The organism is Streptomyces sp. NPDC043738 (assembly GCF_056436545.1).
Genome location: NZ_JBWKCJ010000030.1, coordinates 93,651 through 111,687, shown reverse-complemented (window position 1 = coordinate 111,687; position 18,037 = coordinate 93,651). Strand labels below are relative to the sequence as shown.

Genomic DNA, 18,037 nt, shown 5'->3' with positions numbered 1-18,037 from the left:
ACCCCCCCCCCCCCCCCCCCCCCCCCCCCCCCCCCCCCCCCCCCCCCCCCCCCCCAGCCCCCCCCCCCCCCCCCCCCCCCCCCCCCCCCCCCCGCCCCGTTTGGGCGGCAGGGACACACCCGTTTGCAGTCCTCCAGCGCGCTGAGACAGGTGATTCTTCATATTTTTGGGTCATGAGTCACAGACCTCGAACCCGGACGGTGCTGAGCTGCGGCCTCCTGCTCGTGCCCCTCGCGGTGAGCTCTGCCGCGTGCGGGGGCTCGGCGTCGGAAGCACTCTCCGCCGATCCCTACGACGCGGGCGACCAGATCACCGCCAACACCCCGGACGGAAAGCGGCAAGCGGACCCCGACAAGCCGCTTGAGGTCTCCGTCACGGACGGCGCGGCGCGGATCACGGACGTGACCGCCACCGATTCCACCGGCCGCTTCGTGCACGGCGAACTGAGCGCCGACGGCAGGCACTGGCGCACCACCGCGCCACTGGCCGCCGGAACCCGCTACACGGTGCGGGTCAGCACCGAGGAGGACGGCTCGCCGGGCCGCAAGACGCTCGTGGTCAACACCAGGGAGGCCAAGGGCCAGTTGACCGCGGTCTTCGGCCCGGAGAGCGGCGAGTACGGCGTGGGCCAGCCGATCACCGCCGAGCTGAGCAAGCCCATCAAGGACCCCAAGGCGCGCGCCGTCGTCGAGAGCGCCCTGAAGGTCGACTCCATGCCGCGTGTCGAGGGCGCCTGGCACTGGGTGGACGACAAGAAGCTGCACTTCCGCCCGAAGGTGTACTGGCCCGCCCACGCCACCATCTCGGTGCACAGCAACCTGGCCGGCCTGAAGATCGCCAAGGGGTTCTACGGAGGCGACTCCAAGCCCGTCAGACTCACCACCGGCGACCGCCTGGAGGCCGTCACCGACGCGGCGGCGCACCAGATGACGGTGAAGCGCAACGGCGCGACGATCAACACCATCCCCGTCACCACCGGCAAGCCCGGATTCTCCACCCGCAACGGCGTCAAGGTCGTGCTGGGAAAGGAGAGCTTCGTACGGATGCGCAGCTCGACCGTCGGCATCGCCGCCGGGAGCTCGGAGGCCTACGACCTGCCGGTCTACTGGGCCACCCGGGTGACCTGGAGCGGTGAGTACGTCCACGCCGCACCCTGGTCCGTCGGATCGCAGGGCGCGGCGAACGTCAGCCACGGTTGCACGGGCATGTCCACCAGCAACGCCCAGTGGTTCTTCAACACCGTGCGGGTCGGCGACATCGTCAAGGTCGTCAACAGCGGTGGCGAGACCATGACGCCGTTCGACAACGGCTACGGCGACTGGAACCTGCCGTGGAACGAATGGCGCGCCGGCAGCGCCCTGAAGGGCAAGGGCACCACCACAGGAGCCGCCGAGCGCCAGCAGAACCCCAGCGACGACGCCCGGCTGCGCCCGAAGATCTAGCGGCCGCCCTGCGGGCCCTAAGAGACCGTCAGCGGGCCGCTCAGGCCTGTACGAGGTGCTTGCGCCGCAGCAGCCCGGCCAGGGCGTCGGCGAAGGCCACCGGATCGATCGGATGGGTCACCGCGGCGTCCGCCCGGCTCCAGGTGGCCAGCCAGGCGTCCTGCGGGCGGCCGATCAGCAGCAGCACCGGCGGGCACTGGAAGATCTCGTCCTTGATCTGCCGGCAGACCCCCATCCCGCCCGCGGGGGCGGTCTCGCCGTCCAGCACGCAGACGTCGATGCCGCCCTGCTCCAGGGCCTCCAGGACGGCCGGGGCGGTGGCGCACTCCAGGATCTCGATCTGCGGGGCATCGGCGGCGGGGCGCCGTCCGGCCGCCAGCCGGACCTGCTCGCGGGTGGTGGCGTTGTCGCTGTAGACCAGCACCGTGGCAGTCGCCTGCATCGTTCCTCCACGCTCTTCGTAGCGGCACAGCATCGGGTGGCACTGTTGCGCCGGATGCTACTCCCGCAACGGGCGCCCGCAGGAGGGGTTGAACACATCCAAGATCTGCCCGACGGGCCGTCAGGACCGTCTTCCGGCGGCCCCGCCGACGGCCCGGCCCGCCGGTGCTTCCCCCCTTCGGGCGACCGTGGAATTGGGCCGTACGAGCAGGGCATACGTCCTTGACACACCGAACGGCACCCCCCGGAGTGAGGGCGGGATAAGCGACCGACATAATGTCGGTCGTGGCGACAGCAACGACAGTAGAAACCGGGCACGCGCACCCGTCGGTCAATCGGCCGAACCTCACCAGCGTCGGAACCATCATCTGGCTGAGTTCCGAGCTGATGTTCTTCGCGGCCCTCTTCGCGATGTACTTCACCCTCCGATCGGTGACCGGCGCCGAGTATTGGAAGGAATCCGCCGATGCGTTGAATCTTCCGTTCTCCGCGACCAACACCACGATCCTGGTGCTCAGCTCCCTGACCTGCCAGCTCGGCGTTTTCGCGGCCGAGCGCGGCGACGTCAAGAAGCTCCGGGCCTGGTTCGTGGTCACCTTCGTGATGGGTGCGATCTTCATCGGCGGTCAGGTCTTCGAGTACACCGAGCTGGTCAAGCACGAGGGCCTGTCGCTCTCGTCCGGCCCGTACGGCTCGGTGTTCTACCTGACCACCGGCTTCCACGGACTGCACGTGACGGGCGGACTCATCGCCTTCCTGCTGGTCCTGGGCAGGACGTACGCGGCCAAGAGGTTCACCCACACGCAGGCCACCGCGGCCATCGTTGTGTCCTACTACTGGCACTTCGTCGATGTCGTCTGGATCGGCCTCTTCGCCACGATCTACCTGATCAAGTAGCCCCTGCCGGCTCCGCATCAGACAGACATATCCACAGCATCGACGCAGAAGATCCTGACACCGGGGTAATCCGTGAAAAAGCTCTCCGCACGACGGCGCCATCCGCTGGCGGCGCTCGTCGTCCTACTCCTCGCGCTGGCGGTCACCGGGGGGCTGTACGCCGCGTTCGCGCCGGCGGACAAGGCTCAGGCCGATGACACCGCCCAGTCCCTTGCCATCAAGGAGGGCAAGAAGCTCTACGCCGTGGGCTGTGCAAGCTGCCACGGCACCGGCGGTCAGGGCACCTCCGACGGCCCGAGCCTGGTCGGCGTCGGCGCCGCAGCCGTCGACTTCCAGGTCGGCACCGGCCGGATGCCGGCCCAGCAGCCCGGCGCCCAGGTGCCGCGGAAGAAGGCCATCTACAACGACGCCCAGCGTGAGGCCCTGGCGGCCTACGTCGCGTCGCTGGGCGCCGGTCCCACCGTCCCGGAGAAGTCGCAGTACAGCCCCGATGGTGCCGACATCGGCAAGGGCGGCGAGCTGTTCCGCACCAACTGCGCGCAGTGCCACAACTTCACCGGCAAGGGCGGCGCCCTCACCAACGGCAAGTACGCACCGACGCTCGAGGGCGTGGACCCGAAGCACATCTACGAGGCCATGGAAACCGGCCCGCAGAACATGCCCTCCTTCGGTGACGGCTCGCTGAGCAAGCAGAACAAGAAGGACATCATCGCGTACCTCGGCGCCGTCAACGGCGATGAATCCGAGAGCCCCGGCGGCCTGGACCTCGGCGGTCTCGGCCCGGTCAGCGAGGGTCTCTTCGGCTACATCTTCGGCCTGGGCGCGCTGGTAGTGGTCGCCATCTGGGTCGCAGCCCGGACTACGAAGGCCAAGAAGTCATGAGCGAGACTGGACGACACGCAGACGTGCCAGAAGAAATTCTTCCCAGTGAGCGGGAGACGGCTCACGAAGGCGCGGTGACGAAGGCGGACAACCCGTTCGCCGACCCGGGGCTGCCGCCCCACGAGCACCGCGCCCAGGACATCGACGAGCGGGCCGCCAGGCGCTCCGAGCGCACCGTCGCCCTCCTCTTCCTGGTGTCCATGATCGCCACGGTCGGCTTCATCGCCTCGTACGTGGCCGTCCCGATCGACAAGATCGTCTACATCTGGCCGATCGGCCACATCAGCGCGCTGAACTTCGCGCTCGGCCTGACGCTCGGTGCGGCGCTGTTCTGCATCGGCGCCGGCGCGGTCCACTGGGCCCGCACGCTGATGTCGGACGTGGAGGTCGCCGACGACCGCCACCCGATCGAGGCCACGCCCGAGGTCAAGGCCAAGGTCATGGCCGACTTCCAGGCCGGTGCCGAGGAGTCGGGCTTCGGCCGTCGCAAGCTGATCCGCAACACGATGTTCGGCGCGCTGGCCCTGGTGCCGCTCTCCGGCGTCGTCCTGCTGCGCGACCTCGGTCCGCTGCCGGGGACCAAGCTGCGCACCACGGGCTGGAAGAAGGGCGTCCGCCTGGTCAACCAGTCCACCAACCTCCCGCTGCGTCCCGAGGACATCGCGGTCGGGTCGCTGACCTTCGCCAAGCCCGAGGGCCTGGAGGAGGACGACCACGACTTCAACAACAAGATCGCCAAGGACGCCCTGATGCTCGTGCGGATCCAGCCGCAGAACATCAAGGACAAGCAGGAGCTCGCCTGGTCCCACGAGGGCATCGTGGCGTACTCGAAGATCTGCACCCACGTGGGTTGCCCGATCAGCCTGTACGAGCAGCAGACGCATCACGTGCTCTGCCCCTGCCACCAGTCGACCTTCGACCTCGCTGACGGTGGTCGGGTGATCTTCGGTCCCGCCGGACACGCCCTGCCGCAGCTGCACATCACGGAGAAGGACGGCTTCCTGGAGGCCGCGAGCGGCTTCGCGGAGCCCGTCGGCCCGAGCTTCTGGGAGCGCGGATGAGTAACGAACAAAGCGCGACCAACCCGCGCCGCGGCCAGGCGCCGCGGGGCGAGCGGATCGCCGACTGGGCGGACGGCCGGCTGGGCATCTACAGCCTCGCCAAGGCCAACATGCGCAAGATCTTCCCGGACCACTGGTCCTTCATGCTGGGTGAGGTCGCGCTCTACAGCTTCATCATCATCATCCTGACCGGTGTCTATCTGACGCTGTTCTTCCACCCGAGCATGGCCGAGGTCACCTACCACGGTTCCTATGTGCCCATGCAGGGAATCCGGATGACCCAGGCCTTCGAGTCGACGCTGGACATCAGCTTCGACGTCCGCGGTGGTCTGCTCATCCGCCAGATCCACCACTGGGCCGCGCTGGTCTTCCTGGCCGCGATGATGGTCCACATGATGCGGGTGTTCTTCACCGGCGCCTTCCGCAAGCCGCGCGAGGTCAACTGGCTGTTCGGCTTCCTGCTGTTCGTGCTGGGCATGTTCACCGGCTTCACCGGCTACTCGCTCCCCGACGACCTGCTCTCCGGTACCGGCGTGCGGTTCATCGAGGGCGTCATCCTGGCGATGCCGCTGGTCGGTTCGTACCTGCAGATGTTCATCTTCGGCGGCGAGTTCCCCGGGCACGACATCATCCCGAGGTTCTTCACGGTGCACGTGCTGCTGCTGCCGGGCATCATGCTCGGCCTGCTGGTGGCGCACCTGATCCTGGTCTTCTACCACAAGCACACCCAGTTCCCGGGTGCCGGCAAGACCAACAACAACGTCGTCGGCATGCCGCTGCTGCCGGTCTACATGGCCAAGGCCGGAGGCTTCTTCTTCCTGGTCTTCGGTGTGATCTCGGTGATCGCCGCGGTCGCCAGCATCAACCCGGTGTGGGCCATCGGACCGTACCGGCCCGACCAGGTCTCCACGGGCGCCCAGCCCGACTGGTACATGGGCTTCGCCGAGGGCCTGGTCCGCGTCATGCCGGGCTGGGAGTGGGACTTCTGGGGCCACACCATCAACTTCGGTGTGCTGATCCCGATCCTGATCTTCCCGCTGGTCCTGGTCGCCATCGCGGTCTACCCGTTCGTCGAGTCCTGGGTCCGCGGCGACAAGCGCGAGCACCACATCCTGGACCGCCCGCGCAACGTCCCGACCCGCACCGGCTTCGGTGTGGCGTGGCTGGTCGCGTACTTCGTGATGCTGATCGGTGGTGGCAACGACCTGTGGGCGACCCACTTCCACCTGTCGATCAACACCATCACCTGGTTCGTCCGGATCGCGTTCTTCGTCGGACCGGTGCTGGCCTTCATCGCCACCAAGCGGATCTGCCTGGGTCTGCAGCGGCGCGACAGGGACAAGGTGCTGCACGGCCGCGAGTCCGGCATCATCAAGCGCCTGCCGCACGGTGAGTTCATCGAGGTCCACGAGCCGCTCGACCAGGAGCAGCTGCACCTCCTGACGCAGCACGAGCAGCCCAAGCCGCTCGAGCTGGGCCCGGAGGTCGACGAGAACGGCGTCAAGCGCAAGATCAAGCGCTCGCAGAAGCTGCGCGCCAAGCTCTCGAAGTCCTACTACGGCGAGGACAGCGTCATCGCCAAGCCCACGGTCGAGGAGTACCAGGAGATCACCAGTGGCCACGGCCACCACTGATCCCCTCGGCGCCTCGTAGCGCACCGTAGGCAGCACGCCACCCAGAGGGCCCCGTCCGGCGATCGGACGGGGCCCTCCGGCGTGCCCGCGGGGTCGATAGGGTGACGGCATAAGCAGGAAACACACCAGGAGCGTGGACCATGAACGTTGTGACCCCGGCAGGCGGCGACAGCGTGGCGGCCCACACCTGGCCGGGCATCCTCAACGCCCTCCTCGACGGCCGTGACCTCAGCGCCGACGACACCGCCTGGGCGATGGACAAGATCATGCGGGGCGAGGCCAGCGACGCCCAGATCGCCGGCTTCGCGGTGGCGCTGCGAGCCAAGGGCGAGACCGTCGCCGAGATCTCCGGACTCGTCCGCACCATGTACGCGCACGCCCGGCTGATCGAGGTCCCCGGCCCCAGCGTCGACATCGTCGGCACCGGCGGCGACGGCGCCAAGACCGTCAACATCTCCACGATGTCCTCGATCGTGGTGGCCGGCACCGGCGCGAAGGTCGTCAAGCACGGCAATCGCGCGGCGTCCTCGGCCAGCGGCGCCTCCGACGTGCTGGAGAAGCTCGGCGTCAACCTCGACCTCACCCCGCAGCGGGTCACCGAGGTCGCGCAGGAAGCAGGCATCACCTTCTGCTTCGCGGTGAAGTTCCACCCCGCGCTGCGGCACGTCGCCAACGCCCGGGGCCAGCTCGGCATCCGCACGACCTTCAACGTGCTGGGCCCGCTGACCAACCCGGCGAAGGTCCGCGCCCAGGCGACCGGCGTCGCCGACGCCCGGATGGCGCCGATCCTGGCCGGGGTGCTCGCCGAGCGCGGCTCCTCGGCGCTGGTCTTCCGCGGCGACGACGGCCTGGACGAGCTGACCACGACCGCGACCTCCCGGGTGTGGGTCGTGCGGGACGGCACGGTGCGCGAGGAGCACTTCGACCCGCGGGACGTCGGCATCGACCTGGTCCCCGTCGAGGCCCTGCGCGGCGCGGACGCCTCCTACAACGCGGAGGTGGCCCGCCGGCTGCTGGACGGTGAGACCGGACCGGTACGCGACGCGGTCCTGCTGAACGCGGCGGCCGCACTGGTCGCGCTGGAGCCGGACGACGCCCCCCTGGCGGCGCAGATCCGCGCGGGCATCGAGAAGGCCGCCGCCTCGATCGACTCCGGCGCCGCCAGGCGGGCGCTGGAGCGGTGGGTGACCGCCAGCAACGCATGAGCGGCAGGTGACGCAGAGTGTGACGCAGGCCCCAGTCCGTCATACGGACCGGGGCTTGCGCGTTGTTGATCGTGTGGCATGATGCTGCGCAGGTCACGAGTGACAGCGACACAGGCCCCGGCCCGCTGTCCGGCAACCCTCCGTCCGTGGCGGGGTGCCCCGGGTGATGACCAGGCCGCAGGCAGCGAGGTCTGCGGCAAGCGCGGATCCCTCGCCAGGGATCCTGGTCCCCGAGGGAGAACTTCCGTGAACCAGCGAATGCGATAGGGCCCGACGGCCCCTTTTCCGCACCCCTTTTCCTTTCACGCTGCGGCGCCCCGCAGTGCGCTGTGACGCACCCTGACGCGTCCGCCCGCAGCGAATTCGCTTGTCTCTCACGGGAGTTCGCCATGTCTGTTTCCGCCGTTGCCGCCGACAGCTCCGTTTGTGCCCCGCTGCCGGTTCTGGGACGCGATGTCCTGGTCCCGCTCGTGACCGGCGGCGAGGTCGACTACGCCGCGCTCGACTACGCCGCCAGCGCACCGGCGCTCCAGCGGGTCTGGGACGACGTGGCCGCCTACGCCCCGTACTACGGCAGCGTGCACCGCGGCGCCGGATACCTCTCCCAGCTCTCCACCGACCTCTTCGAGAACAGCCGCCGGACCATCGCCGAGTTCCTCGGCTGCCGAGCCGGCGACCAGGTGGTCTTCACCCGCGCCACCACCGACTCGCTGAACCTCCTCGCCTCCGTACTCCCGCCCGGCACCCGGGTGTTCGTCTTCGAGACCGAGCACCACGCCTCGCTGCTGCCGTGGGAGCAGCGGGCGGACGTCGCGGTGACGTACCTCAACGCGCCGCGCACCCCGCAGCAGGCGGTGGAGATCCTGGAGAGGGCGCTCGCCGAGCGCGAGCCCTACGGGCCGGCGCTGGTGTGCGTGACCGGTGCCTCCAATGTGACCGGTGAGCTGTGGCCGGTGCGGGAGCTGGCGGCCGCGGCCCACGCCCACGGCGCGCGGATCGTGCTGGACGCGGCCCAGCTCGCCCCGCACCACCCCCTCGACATCGCCGAACTGGACGTCGACTGGGTCGCCTTCTCCGGCCACAAGCTGTACGCGCCGTTCGGCGCCGGGGTGCTGGCCGGCCGCGCGGACTGGCTGCAGGACGGCGAGCCGTACCTGGCCGGCGGCGGCGCCAGCCGCAGGGTCTCCCGGCGCACCGACGGCGGTGTGGACGTCGAGTGGCACACCACCGCCGCCCGGCACGAGGCCGGTTCGCCGAACGTCATCGGCGCCTACGCGATCGCCTCCGCCTGCCAGGCGCTGACCGAGGCCGGCTTCGACAACCTGGGCGCCCGCGAGCAGGCGCTGATCGCCCGGGTACGGCAGGGCCTGGCCGAGGTGCCCGAGGTCAGGGTGCTCTCCCTCTTCGGCGACGACGCACCCAGGGTGGGCGTGCTCTCGTTCGTCGTCGACGGCTGGAACAGCTCGCACTTCGCCGCCGCGCTGTCGGCCGAGTACGGCATCGGCGTACGCGACGGCCTGTTCTGCGCGCACCCGCTCGTGCGGACCCTGCTGGGCAGCGAGCCGCAGGACCCCGGGGAGTGCGGCGCCCCCGAGGCGGCCCCCGGCGAGCGCGCCCTGAACGCCATCCGCGTCAGTTTCGGCGCCGGCACCCCCGACGAGCACATCGACCGCTTCGTCGGCGCGGTGAAGGAACTCATCGCGGACGGCGCACGGTGGAACTACCGCACGGAGGACGGCCGTTGCGTACCCGCGTCTCTTTGACGCGGGGAGCCGTCCCACGTTGTCGGCTGCGGCGCCGTGCTGGTTTCTCGCCGTTGCGCCTGCGGCGGGCGGTTGTGTGTCGGGTGCGGTGACAGCCCTACGGACTTCGTCCTACGGTCTGTCCCCTCCCGTGGGTGAGTGGGAAGACGGGCCGGTGGGGACTGACCTGCTCCGTCGACTACCGGCGCACGAACGCTGACGTCCGGCCCCACCGGTCTCTCTCCCCCTCCCACGGGAGGGGGCGGACCGCAGGACGGAGTCCGGAGGGGCGCACCCGCTGCCGAAAACGCCCCGCGCAGCGGCACCCAGCCCGCCGCAGGCGAACCAAGCGAAACCCCCACGGCGGGACAGCCGAAAACGTGGGAAGCAAGCCCAGCGCAGCGCTACGCGTCGAGCCCGATCGCGAACGCCGCCTCCAGGTCGTGCTGGGAGTACGTGCGGAAGGCGATGTGCGTCTCGGTGGAGGCGACGCCGGGGACCTTGCTGATCCGGCCGGGGATGACGTCCGCCAGGTCGTCGTGGGCGGCGACCCGGACCATGGCGATGAGGTCGTGGGCGCCGGTGACGGAGTAGACCTCGCTGACGCCGTCCAGTGCGGCGATCTTCTGGGCGATCTCGGGGATCTGGTCCACGCTGGTCTTGATGAGCACGATCGACGTGATCACGGCTGGCTCTCTCCCTCGGTCGCCGGGTCATTCGCCCTGGTGGCCCCCACACTATCCCTCCGGTACCGGACCCAGGCGTACAGAAAGCCGAGCGTGAAGCCGACGACGTGCGCGAGGTAGGCGACGCCGGGCCCGTGGGGGTCGTCCCGGGCGGCCTGCCACTGGAGGAAGAACCAGAACAGCAGCACGATCCAGGCGGGAAAGCGCAGCGGAAGGAAGAACAGGAAGGGGAAGACGCTGGTGACCCGGGCCCGGGGGAAGAGGTAGAGGAAGGCGCCCAGGACGCCGGCGATCGAGCCGGAGGCGCCCACCAGTGTCTGGCCCGAGGAGGCGTGCGCGGCCGCGTAGCCGAGCAGCGCCAGGTAGCCGATGATGAGGTAGAAGGCGGCGAACGGCAGCCGGCCCATCCGCGCCTCGGCCATCCCGCCGAAGACGTACAGAAACAGTATGTTGCCGAGCAGATGCAGCCAGCTGCCGTGCACGAACAGCGCGGTGAGCGGAGTGATCAGCGCCCGCAGCGAACCGCTCCAGAGCTCCAGCGGGATCACGCCCCACCGCTCGAAGTACGCGGTCTGCGCCTTCAGCAGGGCGTCGCCGGTGCCGTACATCCGGTTCAGGGTGCAGACGGGACCGGCCACGAAGACCACGCAGCACAGGCCGATCAGCACATTCGTCAGCCGCGAGAACACCGCGGTCAGGGACCGGGTGGGGTGCGGCGGGCGGGGGAGGAGGCCGGATGGGCGGGGCGAATCGGCGCGCGCGGAGCGCGGAGTACGGGGTGAACGGGGAGGGGGAGCCGACGCCGTCATGAAGTGATCATGGCGTAATGCGGGCAATCGGGACAGAGTGCCTCGCCGCGTCCCGGCTCCTGGGCGGGGCCCGCACCGGCCCCCCATCAGGCCGTAGGGTTGCAGGCAGTACCTTGCGTACTTCCGCAGTCCGACGGCGCACCGCGTGAACGGCGCAGCAGCATGAGATCGACGAGCATGAAAGAGGACGACACGATGTCTGTTCCCCTGCCGACGGCCGAAACCCGGTGGCGCTGCACGCTGTGCGGCAACCTCACCCGTTTCGATGTGACCCGCCAGGCCAAGGTCGTGGAGTACGTCCACCTGGACCTGGCAGGGGAGCCGAAGGTGGAGGAGCGCGAGGTCCTCAGTGAGAGCATCGAGTCCGTGCGCTGCCGCTGGTGCAACGCGGTCGACCAGATCGAACTGGTGGACCGTCCGGGCGCGAACGCCTGAGATCGGAGCGATGCAGCCGTGGTGGACCGTCCAGAAGGGGAGCCGGGAGCCGAGCGTGCCGACGCACCAGCGGGTGCGGCGGACGAGGTGCTCGACCGTCCGCTGCCCGAGGGCGTACGGCGCCGGGTCGTGGCGCTCACCGCGGAGTCCTTCGGCGCGCTGACCGTCGCCGAACTCCCGGCTCCACTGCGGCAGTACGCCCGGTTCACCCCGACCCGCCGGGCCAAGTTCGCCGGCAACGCGATGGCCGCGGCGCTGGAGGGCGACGCGGTCTTCCGGCAGCGGATCGCCGGCAAGCTGCGCGAGGCCCAGCCGGAGCTCGCCGAGGCGCTGGAGCACGGCACCCCGCCCGCCGCCGCCGATCCGCTCGATGTCGCCGCGGCCGCCTATGTGCTGCGGCCCGACGGCTGGGTCAAGCTCGTCGCGGCGGCCGGCGAGGAGGCGCAGCGGGCGCGCGCCGAGCGGGCCGGCGAGGAGGCCGAGCGGGAGCTGGCCAGGCTGCGCGCGGAGCTGGCGCAGGCGCGCGACGAGGCGCGCACGGACACCGAGCGGATCCGGGTGGACCTGGAGGCCGTGCGCAAGGAGAACGAGACGCTGCGCCGCAAGCTGCGCAGCGCGCTGAGCGACGTCAAGCGCGGTGAGGCCGCGGTGCGCAAGGCCGAGGCCGAGCTGGCCGACGTACGGGACCGGTCGGCGACGGAGAAGAACGCCGCGGACAGCGAGGTGCGCCGGCTCAAGGCCCGGATCGCCGAGGCCGAGGCGTCGCTGGAGACCAGCCGGCGAGCCGTCCGCGAGGGGCGCAGCGTCGAGGACATGCGGCTGCGGCTGCTGCTGGACACCGTTTTGGACGCCGCCCAGGGGCTGCGCCGCGAGCTGGCGCTGCCGCCCGCCAACGTCCATCCGGCCGACACCGTCGAGGCGGTCGCGCCGGGCCGGATGACGCCCAAGGACATCGCGACGCGTGCGCTGTCCGAGACGGACCCCGCGCTGCTCGACCAGCTACTGGCGCTGCCCCAGGCACATTTGGTGGTGGATGGCTACAACGTCACCAAAACCGGCTATCCGACCATGCCGCTCGACAAGCAGCGGCTGCGCCTCCTGGGCGGGCTCGCGGTGCTGGCGGCGCAGACCGGCGCCGAGATGACCTGCGTCTTCGACGGCGCGGAGCTGGCGGCGCCGGTGCTGCTCGCGCCGCCGCGCGGGGTGCGGGTCCTGTTCAGCAAACCGGGCGTAACGGCCGACGAGTTGATTCGTCAACTCGTACGTGCCGAACCGCCCGGCCGCCCGGTCGTCGTGGTCTCCACGGACCGGGAAGTGGCCGACGGTGTGGCGAAGGCCGGGGCGCGGCCGGTCGCATCGGCCCTGTTGCTCAAGCGACTTGCCCGTACCTGACGGGCGGGATTCGGACTTCCGGACCGCGGAAGAAAATGCTCGTCATCCGTCTCTCAGTGTCAATTGGCGCTCACTGCCTGTGTGATGTTGGTAAAGGATGGGGTTTGTGGCGCAGATTTTTCCTATGAGGATTTGAAGCGATCACAGCTCGGTTACTAAGGTCAGGCGCGAACCTTCATACAGGTGATCATCCAACCGGGATGAACAGTGAAGGTACCGCCGAGTCCGCGGCGTTCACGCGGAGCCGGGGTCTTGCCCCCCCACTTCCCGGTAGGCGGCTGGAGGAAGAAGGAGCTCGCCCCCGTGGCGTCCCACCGTCGACCCAAGCAGCCGAGCCGTACCCGCGTGACCGTGCTCACCGCCACCGCAGCGGCGGCCGTGGCCCTTTCGTCCCAGGCCGCCCAGGCCGCCCCCTCGCCGTCGAAGAAGGACGTCAAGTCCGAGGTCGACAAGCTCTACGAGCAGGCCGAGCAGGCCACCGAGAAGTACAACGGGGTCAAGGAGCAGCAGGACAAGCTCCAGAAGGAGGTCGACGACCTCCAGGACAAGGTCGCGCGCGGGCAGGGTGAGCTCAACCAGCTCCGCAAGGGTCTCGGCGCGGTCGCCTCCGGCCAGTACCGCAGCGGGTCCATCGACCCCTCGGTGCAGCTGTTCCTCTCCGGCGACCCGGACACCTACCTCGAAAAGGCCGCCACCCTCGACCAGTTGAGCGGCAAGCAGGCCGAGCAGCTCAAGACCATCGCGGACAAGCAGCGCCGGCTCGCCCAGGAGCGCGCGGAGGCCGCGAGCAAGATCCAGGACCTCACCGAGACCCGTAAGGCGCTCGGCGAGAAGAAGGACGAGATCAAGGGCAAGCTCGCCAAGGCGCAGCAGCTGCTCAACACCCTGACGGCCAAGGAGCGGGCGGCCATGGAGGCCGAGCAGGCCCGCGCCGACCGCAGCAACGAGCGCGCCGACCTCGGCAACGACGTGCCCGCCTCGCAGCGCGGCGCGGCCGCCCTGGCCGCCGCGCAGTCCAAGATAGGGTCGCCCTACGTCTGGGGTGCCACGGGCCCGTCGTCCTTCGACTGCTCGGGCCTGACCTCCTGGGCGTACCAGCAGGCCGGCCAGTCGCTGCCGCGCACCTCGCAGGCGCAGGCCAACGCCGGTACCCGGATCAGCTCGCAGGACGCCCTCAAGCCCGGCGACCTGGTGCTCTTCTACGGCGACCTGCACCACATCGGCCTCTACGCGGGCAACGGCACGGTACTGCACGCCCCGAAGCCGGGTGCCTCCGTGCGCTACGAGTCGATCAACAACATGCCGTTCATGTTCGGCGTGCGGGTCTGACCGGACTCGCCGCCGCCTCAACCTGCCGCCCGAACGGGCGAATTGCGGCCTTCGCCGCTGACCTCCCGCCCCGCCGGTGACCTGCACAGTCACCGGCGGGGCGGCTTTTTGTGCACCGAATGGGGTTTTTGGCCGGTGTGCACCGGCGCGGTTACTGTCTGCCCTCGCAACATCCGGTCACCGCGCGCCCTCCCGGGCGACAGGGGATTCCCCCACGCTCTCGGCCGGCCCCCAGGCTCTCGGCTCCGCTCAAGCAGGGGAGGGCCCTACGAGCAGGCGGGACCCCCATCGGAAGGAGTGTGGCTCTCGTGGCGTCCCACCGCCGTCCCGCACAGCACGGCCAGGGCACCCTCGCCGGGGTCACCCTGCTGTCCGCCGCGCTGGCGACCGCGGGACTGTCGGCACCGCCGGCCTCCGCCTCCCCCACGGACCCCGCCGGCCGCGACGCGGCGCTGGCGCGGGTCCGGACGCTCTACGAGCAGGCGGAGCGGGTCACCGAGAAGTTCAACGGCGCCGACGCCCGCACCAGGAAGCTGCGCGACGAGGCGACCACCCTCCAGGACCGCACCGCCCGCGCCCAGGAGCGGGTCAACCGCATGCGCGGCCGGATCGGGGCGCTGGCCGCCGCCCAGTACCGGGCCGGCGGTCTGGACCCCGCTCTGAAGCTGATGCTCTCCGAACGGCCCGACAGCTACCTGGAGAAGGCCTGGGCACTCCACCGGCTCGGCGCCGTCCAGGCCACCCACCTGCGCGAACTGCGGGCGGCGCAGCACACCCTGGAGATCCAGCGCCGGGACACCGCGGGGAAGCTGGCCGAGCTGGAGTCCAGCCGCCGGCAGGTCGCCCGCCACAAGAGGAACGTCCAGCGCAAGCTGGCCATCGCCCAGCGGCTGCTGAACGCGCTCCCCATGGAGGCCAGAGCGGCCTACGACCGGATCTCCAGGAGCGACGGGCGCGGCGAGATGGTCCCCGACCTCGGCGGCGCCGTACCGGCCTCCGGGCGGGCCGCCGCCGCCGTCGACGCGGTGCGCGCCGCCGTGGGTTCCCCGTACGCCTGGGGAAGCAACGGCCCCGGCGCCTTCGACTGCTCCGGACTCACCCAATGGGCCTACAGCTGGGCCGGCGTCTGGCTGCCCCGTACCTCACAGGGCCAGCGCGGCGCCGGCCGGCAGGTTCCGCTCGGCCAGGTGCAGCCCGGCGACCTGGTCATCTACCGCTCGGATGCCAGTCATGTCGGCATGTACGTCGGAAACGGCCAGGTCGTGCACGCGCCCCATCCCGGCGCGCGGGTGCGCTACGACCCGGTCGGGATGATGCCGATCTCGTCCGTCACCAGGCCCTGAGAGGGCGCCCCAGCGTTTTTGCCCCGGCCGGGCCGGAATTACGATCGGCCGCATGTCACACCAGTGGGCGAGACGGCCGTCGCGGGCCGGGGCGGCGGGCTGTGCCGTCGCGACCGGCCTCGCGCTGCTCGCACCCCTGGCCGGCTGCGCGCCCAGGACCTCCTCCTCGGCCCGCTTCCCGGACGTCCAGCGGATGCTCGACGACCGGGCGCGGGCCGTCCAGAAGCGGGACGAGGCGGGCTTCCTGGCCGCCGTCGACCCCCGTGCCACCGGCTACCGCGCCCGCCAGCGCGCCGTGTTCGCCCACCTGTCGGGCATACCGCTGACCGGCTGGCGCTACGACCTCGACGCCACCGACGCCTTCCCCCTCACCGGCCCCGGCGGCGGCGAACGGCTGGCCGCGAAGGTCCGGCTGCGCTACCGCCTCTCGGGCTACGACACCGCGCCGGTCAACGCCGTGCAGTACCTCACCCTGACCGAGCGCGACGGGCGCTGGCTGATCTCCTCGGACACCGACGGCGCGGCGGCCGGCAAGAGCGGCACCCGCCAGCTGTGGGACCAGGGCCCGGTACGGGTGGTCCACGGCCGGCACAGCCTGGTCCTCGGCGCTGCCGCCCACCTCGACCGCCTCAAGGACCTGGCGCGCCGCGCGGACCAGGCGGTGCCCGCGGTCTCCGCGGCCTGGAAGGGCAAGTGGGCGCGGAAGGTCGTGGTGGAGGCGCCGGACTCGGTCGAGGAGATGGCGCAGCTGATGGGCAGCGACGACCCCTCCGGCTACCGGGGGATCGCGGCGGTCACCACCGGTGAGGCGGGCGTCACCACGGCCGCCCCGGCGGACCGCGTGATCATCAACCCCGACGCCTACGAGGAGCTCAACGACCTGGGCCGCAAGGTGGTCCTCACCCACGAGACCACCCATGTCGCCACCCGTACGGTCACCACCGCGGCCACCCCCCTGTGGCTGTCCGAGGGCTTCGCCGACTGGGTCGCCTACCGCGGCACGCACCGCAAGGCCGCCGCCACCGCCCCCGAGCTCACCCGCGCGGTCCACAGCGGCAAGCTCCCCGCCAAGCTGCCCACCGACGCGGACTTCGGCTTCAGCGCCGGCGCCGACCGGCTGGCGAAGGCGTACGAGGGCAGCTGGCTGGCCTGCCGCATGATCGCCGAGAGGTGGGGCGAGGCGAAGCTGCTGGCCTTCTACCGGGCGGCGGGCCGGAGCGGGCTGCGTACGGCGGCGACCGGAGGCGCGCCGATGGAAGCGGCCACGGTGGCACCGAGCGGCGCCGGCCCGGCGTCGCCGGCCGCCGGTTCCGGCTACCGCCCGCTGACCCGCGCCGACCGCACCGACCGCGCCATGCGGGCCCAGCTGGGCGTCGGCCTCGCGGAGTTCACCGCACAGTGGCGGGCGTATGTGCGTAAGCAGCTGCGCTGAGGGGCTCCGTACCGTCCACAGGGCCGCGGGTGGCGGCCCACAGCCGCCGGCAGGCGAGCAGCGACGCGGCGACCAGCAGCCCGTTGCGCAGGGCCAGCAGGGCGACGCCCCACGGATCGCTCGCCACGACGTGCGCGAACCCGAGGGGGAACTCCAGCAGGGTGACCCCGGTGGCGAGCACGACCAGCACCGCCGGCAGCGCCTGACGGCTCGCCCGTACGGTCGTGCACACCGCTCCCAGCCCCACCAGCCAGAGCATGTACTGCGGGCTGATCACCCGGCTCGTGGTCGTCAACAGCAGGGTGGCGGTGAAGGCCGCGTCGCACAGCGTCGCACGGGTCGACGGCCCGGCCCGCAGCCGCCACAGCACCAGCCAGCCCAGGGCGGCCCCGCTCAGCGCCAGCGCCAGGGAGCTGACCAGCTCCACACCTGGCCCCAGGAACTCCACCGAGCCGTAGTTGAGCAGCACCTGGCCGTCCCACCCGTAGTGGCGCGCGACATGGAAGACCAGCCCGCCGAGCGACTCGATCTCCGTGCCGCGGTCGCGCTGGAACGTGAAGAAGGCCAGCGCGCCCGGCGCGGCGGCCACACAGCACACGGTCAGCCCGGCCGCGGTGGCGCCCGCGCTCCGCCACAGGGCACCCGCCCGGCTGCCGCGCAGCGCCACCCCCGCCAGCAGCAGCGCCGGCCAGGCCTTCAGCAGGGTGCCGAACGCGACCAGCGCGCCCGCCACCCGCGGCCGGCGCACCGCCGCGAAGAGCGCCGCGACGGCCACCACGGTGACCATCAGGTCGTAGCGGGCGTACGCGGTCGGGCCCAGCAGCGCCACACCCGCGATCCACACCCAGGCCCCGGCCGGCCGGTTGCCGGCCCGCCGGCCCGCACGCAGGAACAGCGCGAGTCCCGCCGCGTCGGCGACGAGCACCAGGGCGAAGAACGCCGGGGCGTAGTCGAGGAACGGCAGCAGACCGGGCGCGAGGACGGCGAGGGCGGCCGCCGGCGGGTACTGCCAGGTCACATCGTCCAGTGGGTACGTACCGGTCTTCAGGACCTCGTACCAGCCCTGGTAGATCACCGAGACATCGGTGGTGACATCCGGCCCCGGCAGGACCACCACCCTCAGCACACACAGCAGCACCACGGCCCGTGTCACGGCCCAGCAAACGACCGGAAGCCACACTCCACGCACTCCGCCACCGCCGGTCATCGCCACCTCTTCGCCGCCCCTTCCCGCTGCTCCCCGCATCATGCCCGGCGCGAGCGGCCGCGGCGGCGCGGCGGGCACCGGCGTGGCGGGGCGGCCCGCC

The 18,037-nt window shown here is 71.0% G+C and carries 16 protein-coding genes and 1 riboswitch; of the genes, 12 read left to right on the top strand and 4 right to left on the bottom strand.

What is annotated here, in order from left to right; all coding sequences use genetic code 11:
- The first annotated feature begins 173 nt into the window (after positions 1-173).
- Complete coding sequence (locus AC0680_RS30940) at positions 174-1,442, top strand: L,D-transpeptidase (RefSeq protein WP_478635270.1); 1,269 nt, start codon at positions 174-176, stop codon at positions 1,440-1,442.
- 40 nt (positions 1,443-1,482) lie between these two features.
- Here AC0680_RS30940 and AC0680_RS30935 read toward each other — a convergent pair whose 3' ends face one another.
- Positions 1,483-1,884, bottom strand: a complete 402-nt coding sequence (locus tag AC0680_RS30935; RefSeq protein ID WP_478635268.1) for a response regulator transcription factor — start codon at positions 1,882-1,884, stop codon at positions 1,483-1,485.
- Positions 1,885-2,159: 275 nt separating this feature from the next.
- Between AC0680_RS30935 and ctaE the strand changes: the two genes are divergently transcribed.
- From ctaE to AC0680_RS30905, 6 genes are all read left to right on the top strand, one after another.
- Positions 2,160-2,780: an aa3-type cytochrome oxidase subunit III gene (gene ctaE / locus AC0680_RS30930; RefSeq protein ID WP_362614683.1), complete on the top strand. Its 621-nt coding sequence runs from the start codon at positions 2,160-2,162 to the stop codon at positions 2,778-2,780.
- Between the two features lie 72 nt (positions 2,781-2,852).
- On the top strand, positions 2,853-3,662 hold the full coding sequence (gene qcrC, locus AC0680_RS30925) for a cytochrome bc1 complex diheme cytochrome c subunit (RefSeq protein WP_384441090.1): 810 nt from the start codon (positions 2,853-2,855) through the stop codon (positions 3,660-3,662).
- Complete coding sequence (qcrA, locus tag AC0680_RS30920) at positions 3,659-4,723, top strand: cytochrome bc1 complex Rieske iron-sulfur subunit (RefSeq protein WP_478635264.1); 1,065 nt, start codon at positions 3,659-3,661, stop codon at positions 4,721-4,723. The genes qcrC and qcrA overlap by 4 nt, the downstream gene beginning before the upstream one ends.
- Complete coding sequence (gene qcrB / locus AC0680_RS30915) at positions 4,720-6,357, top strand: cytochrome bc1 complex cytochrome b subunit (protein WP_478635263.1); 1,638 nt, start codon at positions 4,720-4,722, stop codon at positions 6,355-6,357. Before qcrA ends, qcrB begins: the two co-directional genes overlap by 4 nt.
- Positions 6,358-6,497: 140 nt before the next feature.
- Positions 6,498-7,562: an anthranilate phosphoribosyltransferase gene (gene trpD / locus AC0680_RS30910; RefSeq protein ID WP_478635260.1), complete on the top strand. Its 1,065-nt coding sequence runs from the start codon at positions 6,498-6,500 to the stop codon at positions 7,560-7,562.
- 91 nt (positions 7,563-7,653) lie between these two features.
- A riboswitch (SAM riboswitch) is annotated at positions 7,654-7,771 on the top strand.
- 180 nt (positions 7,772-7,951) lie between these two features.
- The gene (locus AC0680_RS30905; RefSeq protein ID WP_478635258.1) at positions 7,952-9,325 is read left to right on the top strand and encodes an aminotransferase class V-fold PLP-dependent enzyme; all 1,374 of its coding nucleotides are present in this window, start codon (positions 7,952-7,954) and stop codon (positions 9,323-9,325) included.
- Positions 9,326-9,708: 383 nt separating this feature from the next.
- Here AC0680_RS30905 and AC0680_RS30900 read toward each other — a convergent pair whose 3' ends face one another.
- Positions 9,709-9,990, bottom strand: coding sequence for an Lrp/AsnC ligand binding domain-containing protein (locus AC0680_RS30900; RefSeq protein ID WP_384441103.1), 282 nt, complete (start codon positions 9,988-9,990; stop codon positions 9,709-9,711).
- Positions 9,987-10,667 carry a rhomboid family intramembrane serine protease gene (locus tag AC0680_RS30895; protein WP_478635282.1) on the bottom strand — a complete coding sequence of 227 codons (681 nt, stop codon included), beginning with the start codon at positions 10,665-10,667 and terminating at the stop codon, positions 9,987-9,989. Before AC0680_RS30895 ends, AC0680_RS30900 begins: the two co-directional genes overlap by 4 nt.
- A 327-nt stretch (positions 10,668-10,994) precedes the next feature.
- On the opposite strand from AC0680_RS30895, the gene AC0680_RS30890 reads away from it, so the two are divergent.
- The 5 genes from AC0680_RS30890 (at position 10,995) to AC0680_RS30870 (ending at position 16,730) form a co-directional block, all read left to right on the top strand.
- A complete protein-coding gene (locus tag AC0680_RS30890) occupies positions 10,995-11,234 on the top strand; it encodes a hypothetical protein (RefSeq protein ID WP_329151869.1) in 240 nt (79 codons plus the stop codon).
- A gap of 18 nt (positions 11,235-11,252) precedes the next feature.
- A complete protein-coding gene (locus AC0680_RS30885) occupies positions 11,253-12,626 on the top strand; it encodes an NYN domain-containing protein (protein WP_478635255.1) in 1,374 nt (457 codons plus the stop codon).
- A gap of 303 nt (positions 12,627-12,929) precedes the next feature.
- Positions 12,930-13,955: a C40 family peptidase gene (locus AC0680_RS30880; protein WP_478635252.1), complete on the top strand. Its 1,026-nt coding sequence runs from the start codon at positions 12,930-12,932 to the stop codon at positions 13,953-13,955.
- Positions 13,956-14,263: 308 nt separating this feature from the next.
- The gene (locus tag AC0680_RS30875; protein ID WP_478635248.1) at positions 14,264-15,298 is read left to right on the top strand and encodes a C40 family peptidase; all 1,035 of its coding nucleotides are present in this window, start codon (positions 14,264-14,266) and stop codon (positions 15,296-15,298) included.
- A 52-nt stretch (positions 15,299-15,350) separates the two neighbouring features.
- Entirely contained in the window at positions 15,351-16,730 is a 1,380-nt protein-coding gene (locus AC0680_RS30870; RefSeq protein WP_478635245.1) for a hypothetical protein, read from the top strand.
- Here AC0680_RS30870 and AC0680_RS30865 read toward each other — a convergent pair.
- Positions 16,687-17,937, bottom strand: a complete 1,251-nt coding sequence (locus AC0680_RS30865) for a glycosyltransferase 87 family protein (RefSeq protein WP_478635280.1) — start codon at positions 17,935-17,937, stop codon at positions 16,687-16,689. The two genes, AC0680_RS30870 and AC0680_RS30865, sit on opposite strands and share 44 nt — an antisense overlap.
- Between the last annotated feature and the right edge of the window lie 100 nt (positions 17,938-18,037).

What these genes read in the sequence shown, in the direction of transcription:
- AC0680_RS30940 (WP_478635270.1), top strand. Translation starts at nt 174, where the DNA reads ATGAGTCACAGACCTCGAACCCGGACGGTGCTGAGCTGCGGCCTCCTG.
- AC0680_RS30935 (WP_478635268.1), bottom strand. Translation starts at nt 1,884, where the DNA reads ATGCAGGCGACTGCCACGGTGCTGGTCTACAGCGACAACGCCACCACC.
- ctaE (WP_362614683.1), top strand. Translation starts at nt 2,160, where the DNA reads ATGTCGGTCGTGGCGACAGCAACGACAGTAGAAACCGGGCACGCGCAC.
- qcrA (WP_478635264.1), top strand. Translation starts at nt 3,659, where the DNA reads ATGAGCGAGACTGGACGACACGCAGACGTGCCAGAAGAAATTCTTCCC.
- qcrB (WP_478635263.1), top strand. Translation starts at nt 4,720, where the DNA reads ATGAGTAACGAACAAAGCGCGACCAACCCGCGCCGCGGCCAGGCGCCG.
- trpD (WP_478635260.1), top strand. Translation starts at nt 6,498, where the DNA reads ATGAACGTTGTGACCCCGGCAGGCGGCGACAGCGTGGCGGCCCACACC.
- AC0680_RS30905 (WP_478635258.1), top strand. Translation starts at nt 7,952, where the DNA reads ATGTCTGTTTCCGCCGTTGCCGCCGACAGCTCCGTTTGTGCCCCGCTG.
- AC0680_RS30890 (WP_329151869.1), top strand. Translation starts at nt 10,995, where the DNA reads ATGTCTGTTCCCCTGCCGACGGCCGAAACCCGGTGGCGCTGCACGCTG.
- AC0680_RS30870 (WP_478635245.1), top strand. Translation starts at nt 15,351, where the DNA reads ATGTCACACCAGTGGGCGAGACGGCCGTCGCGGGCCGGGGCGGCGGGC.
- AC0680_RS30865 (WP_478635280.1), bottom strand. Translation starts at nt 17,937, where the DNA reads ATGACCGGCGGTGGCGGAGTGCGTGGAGTGTGGCTTCCGGTCGTTTGC.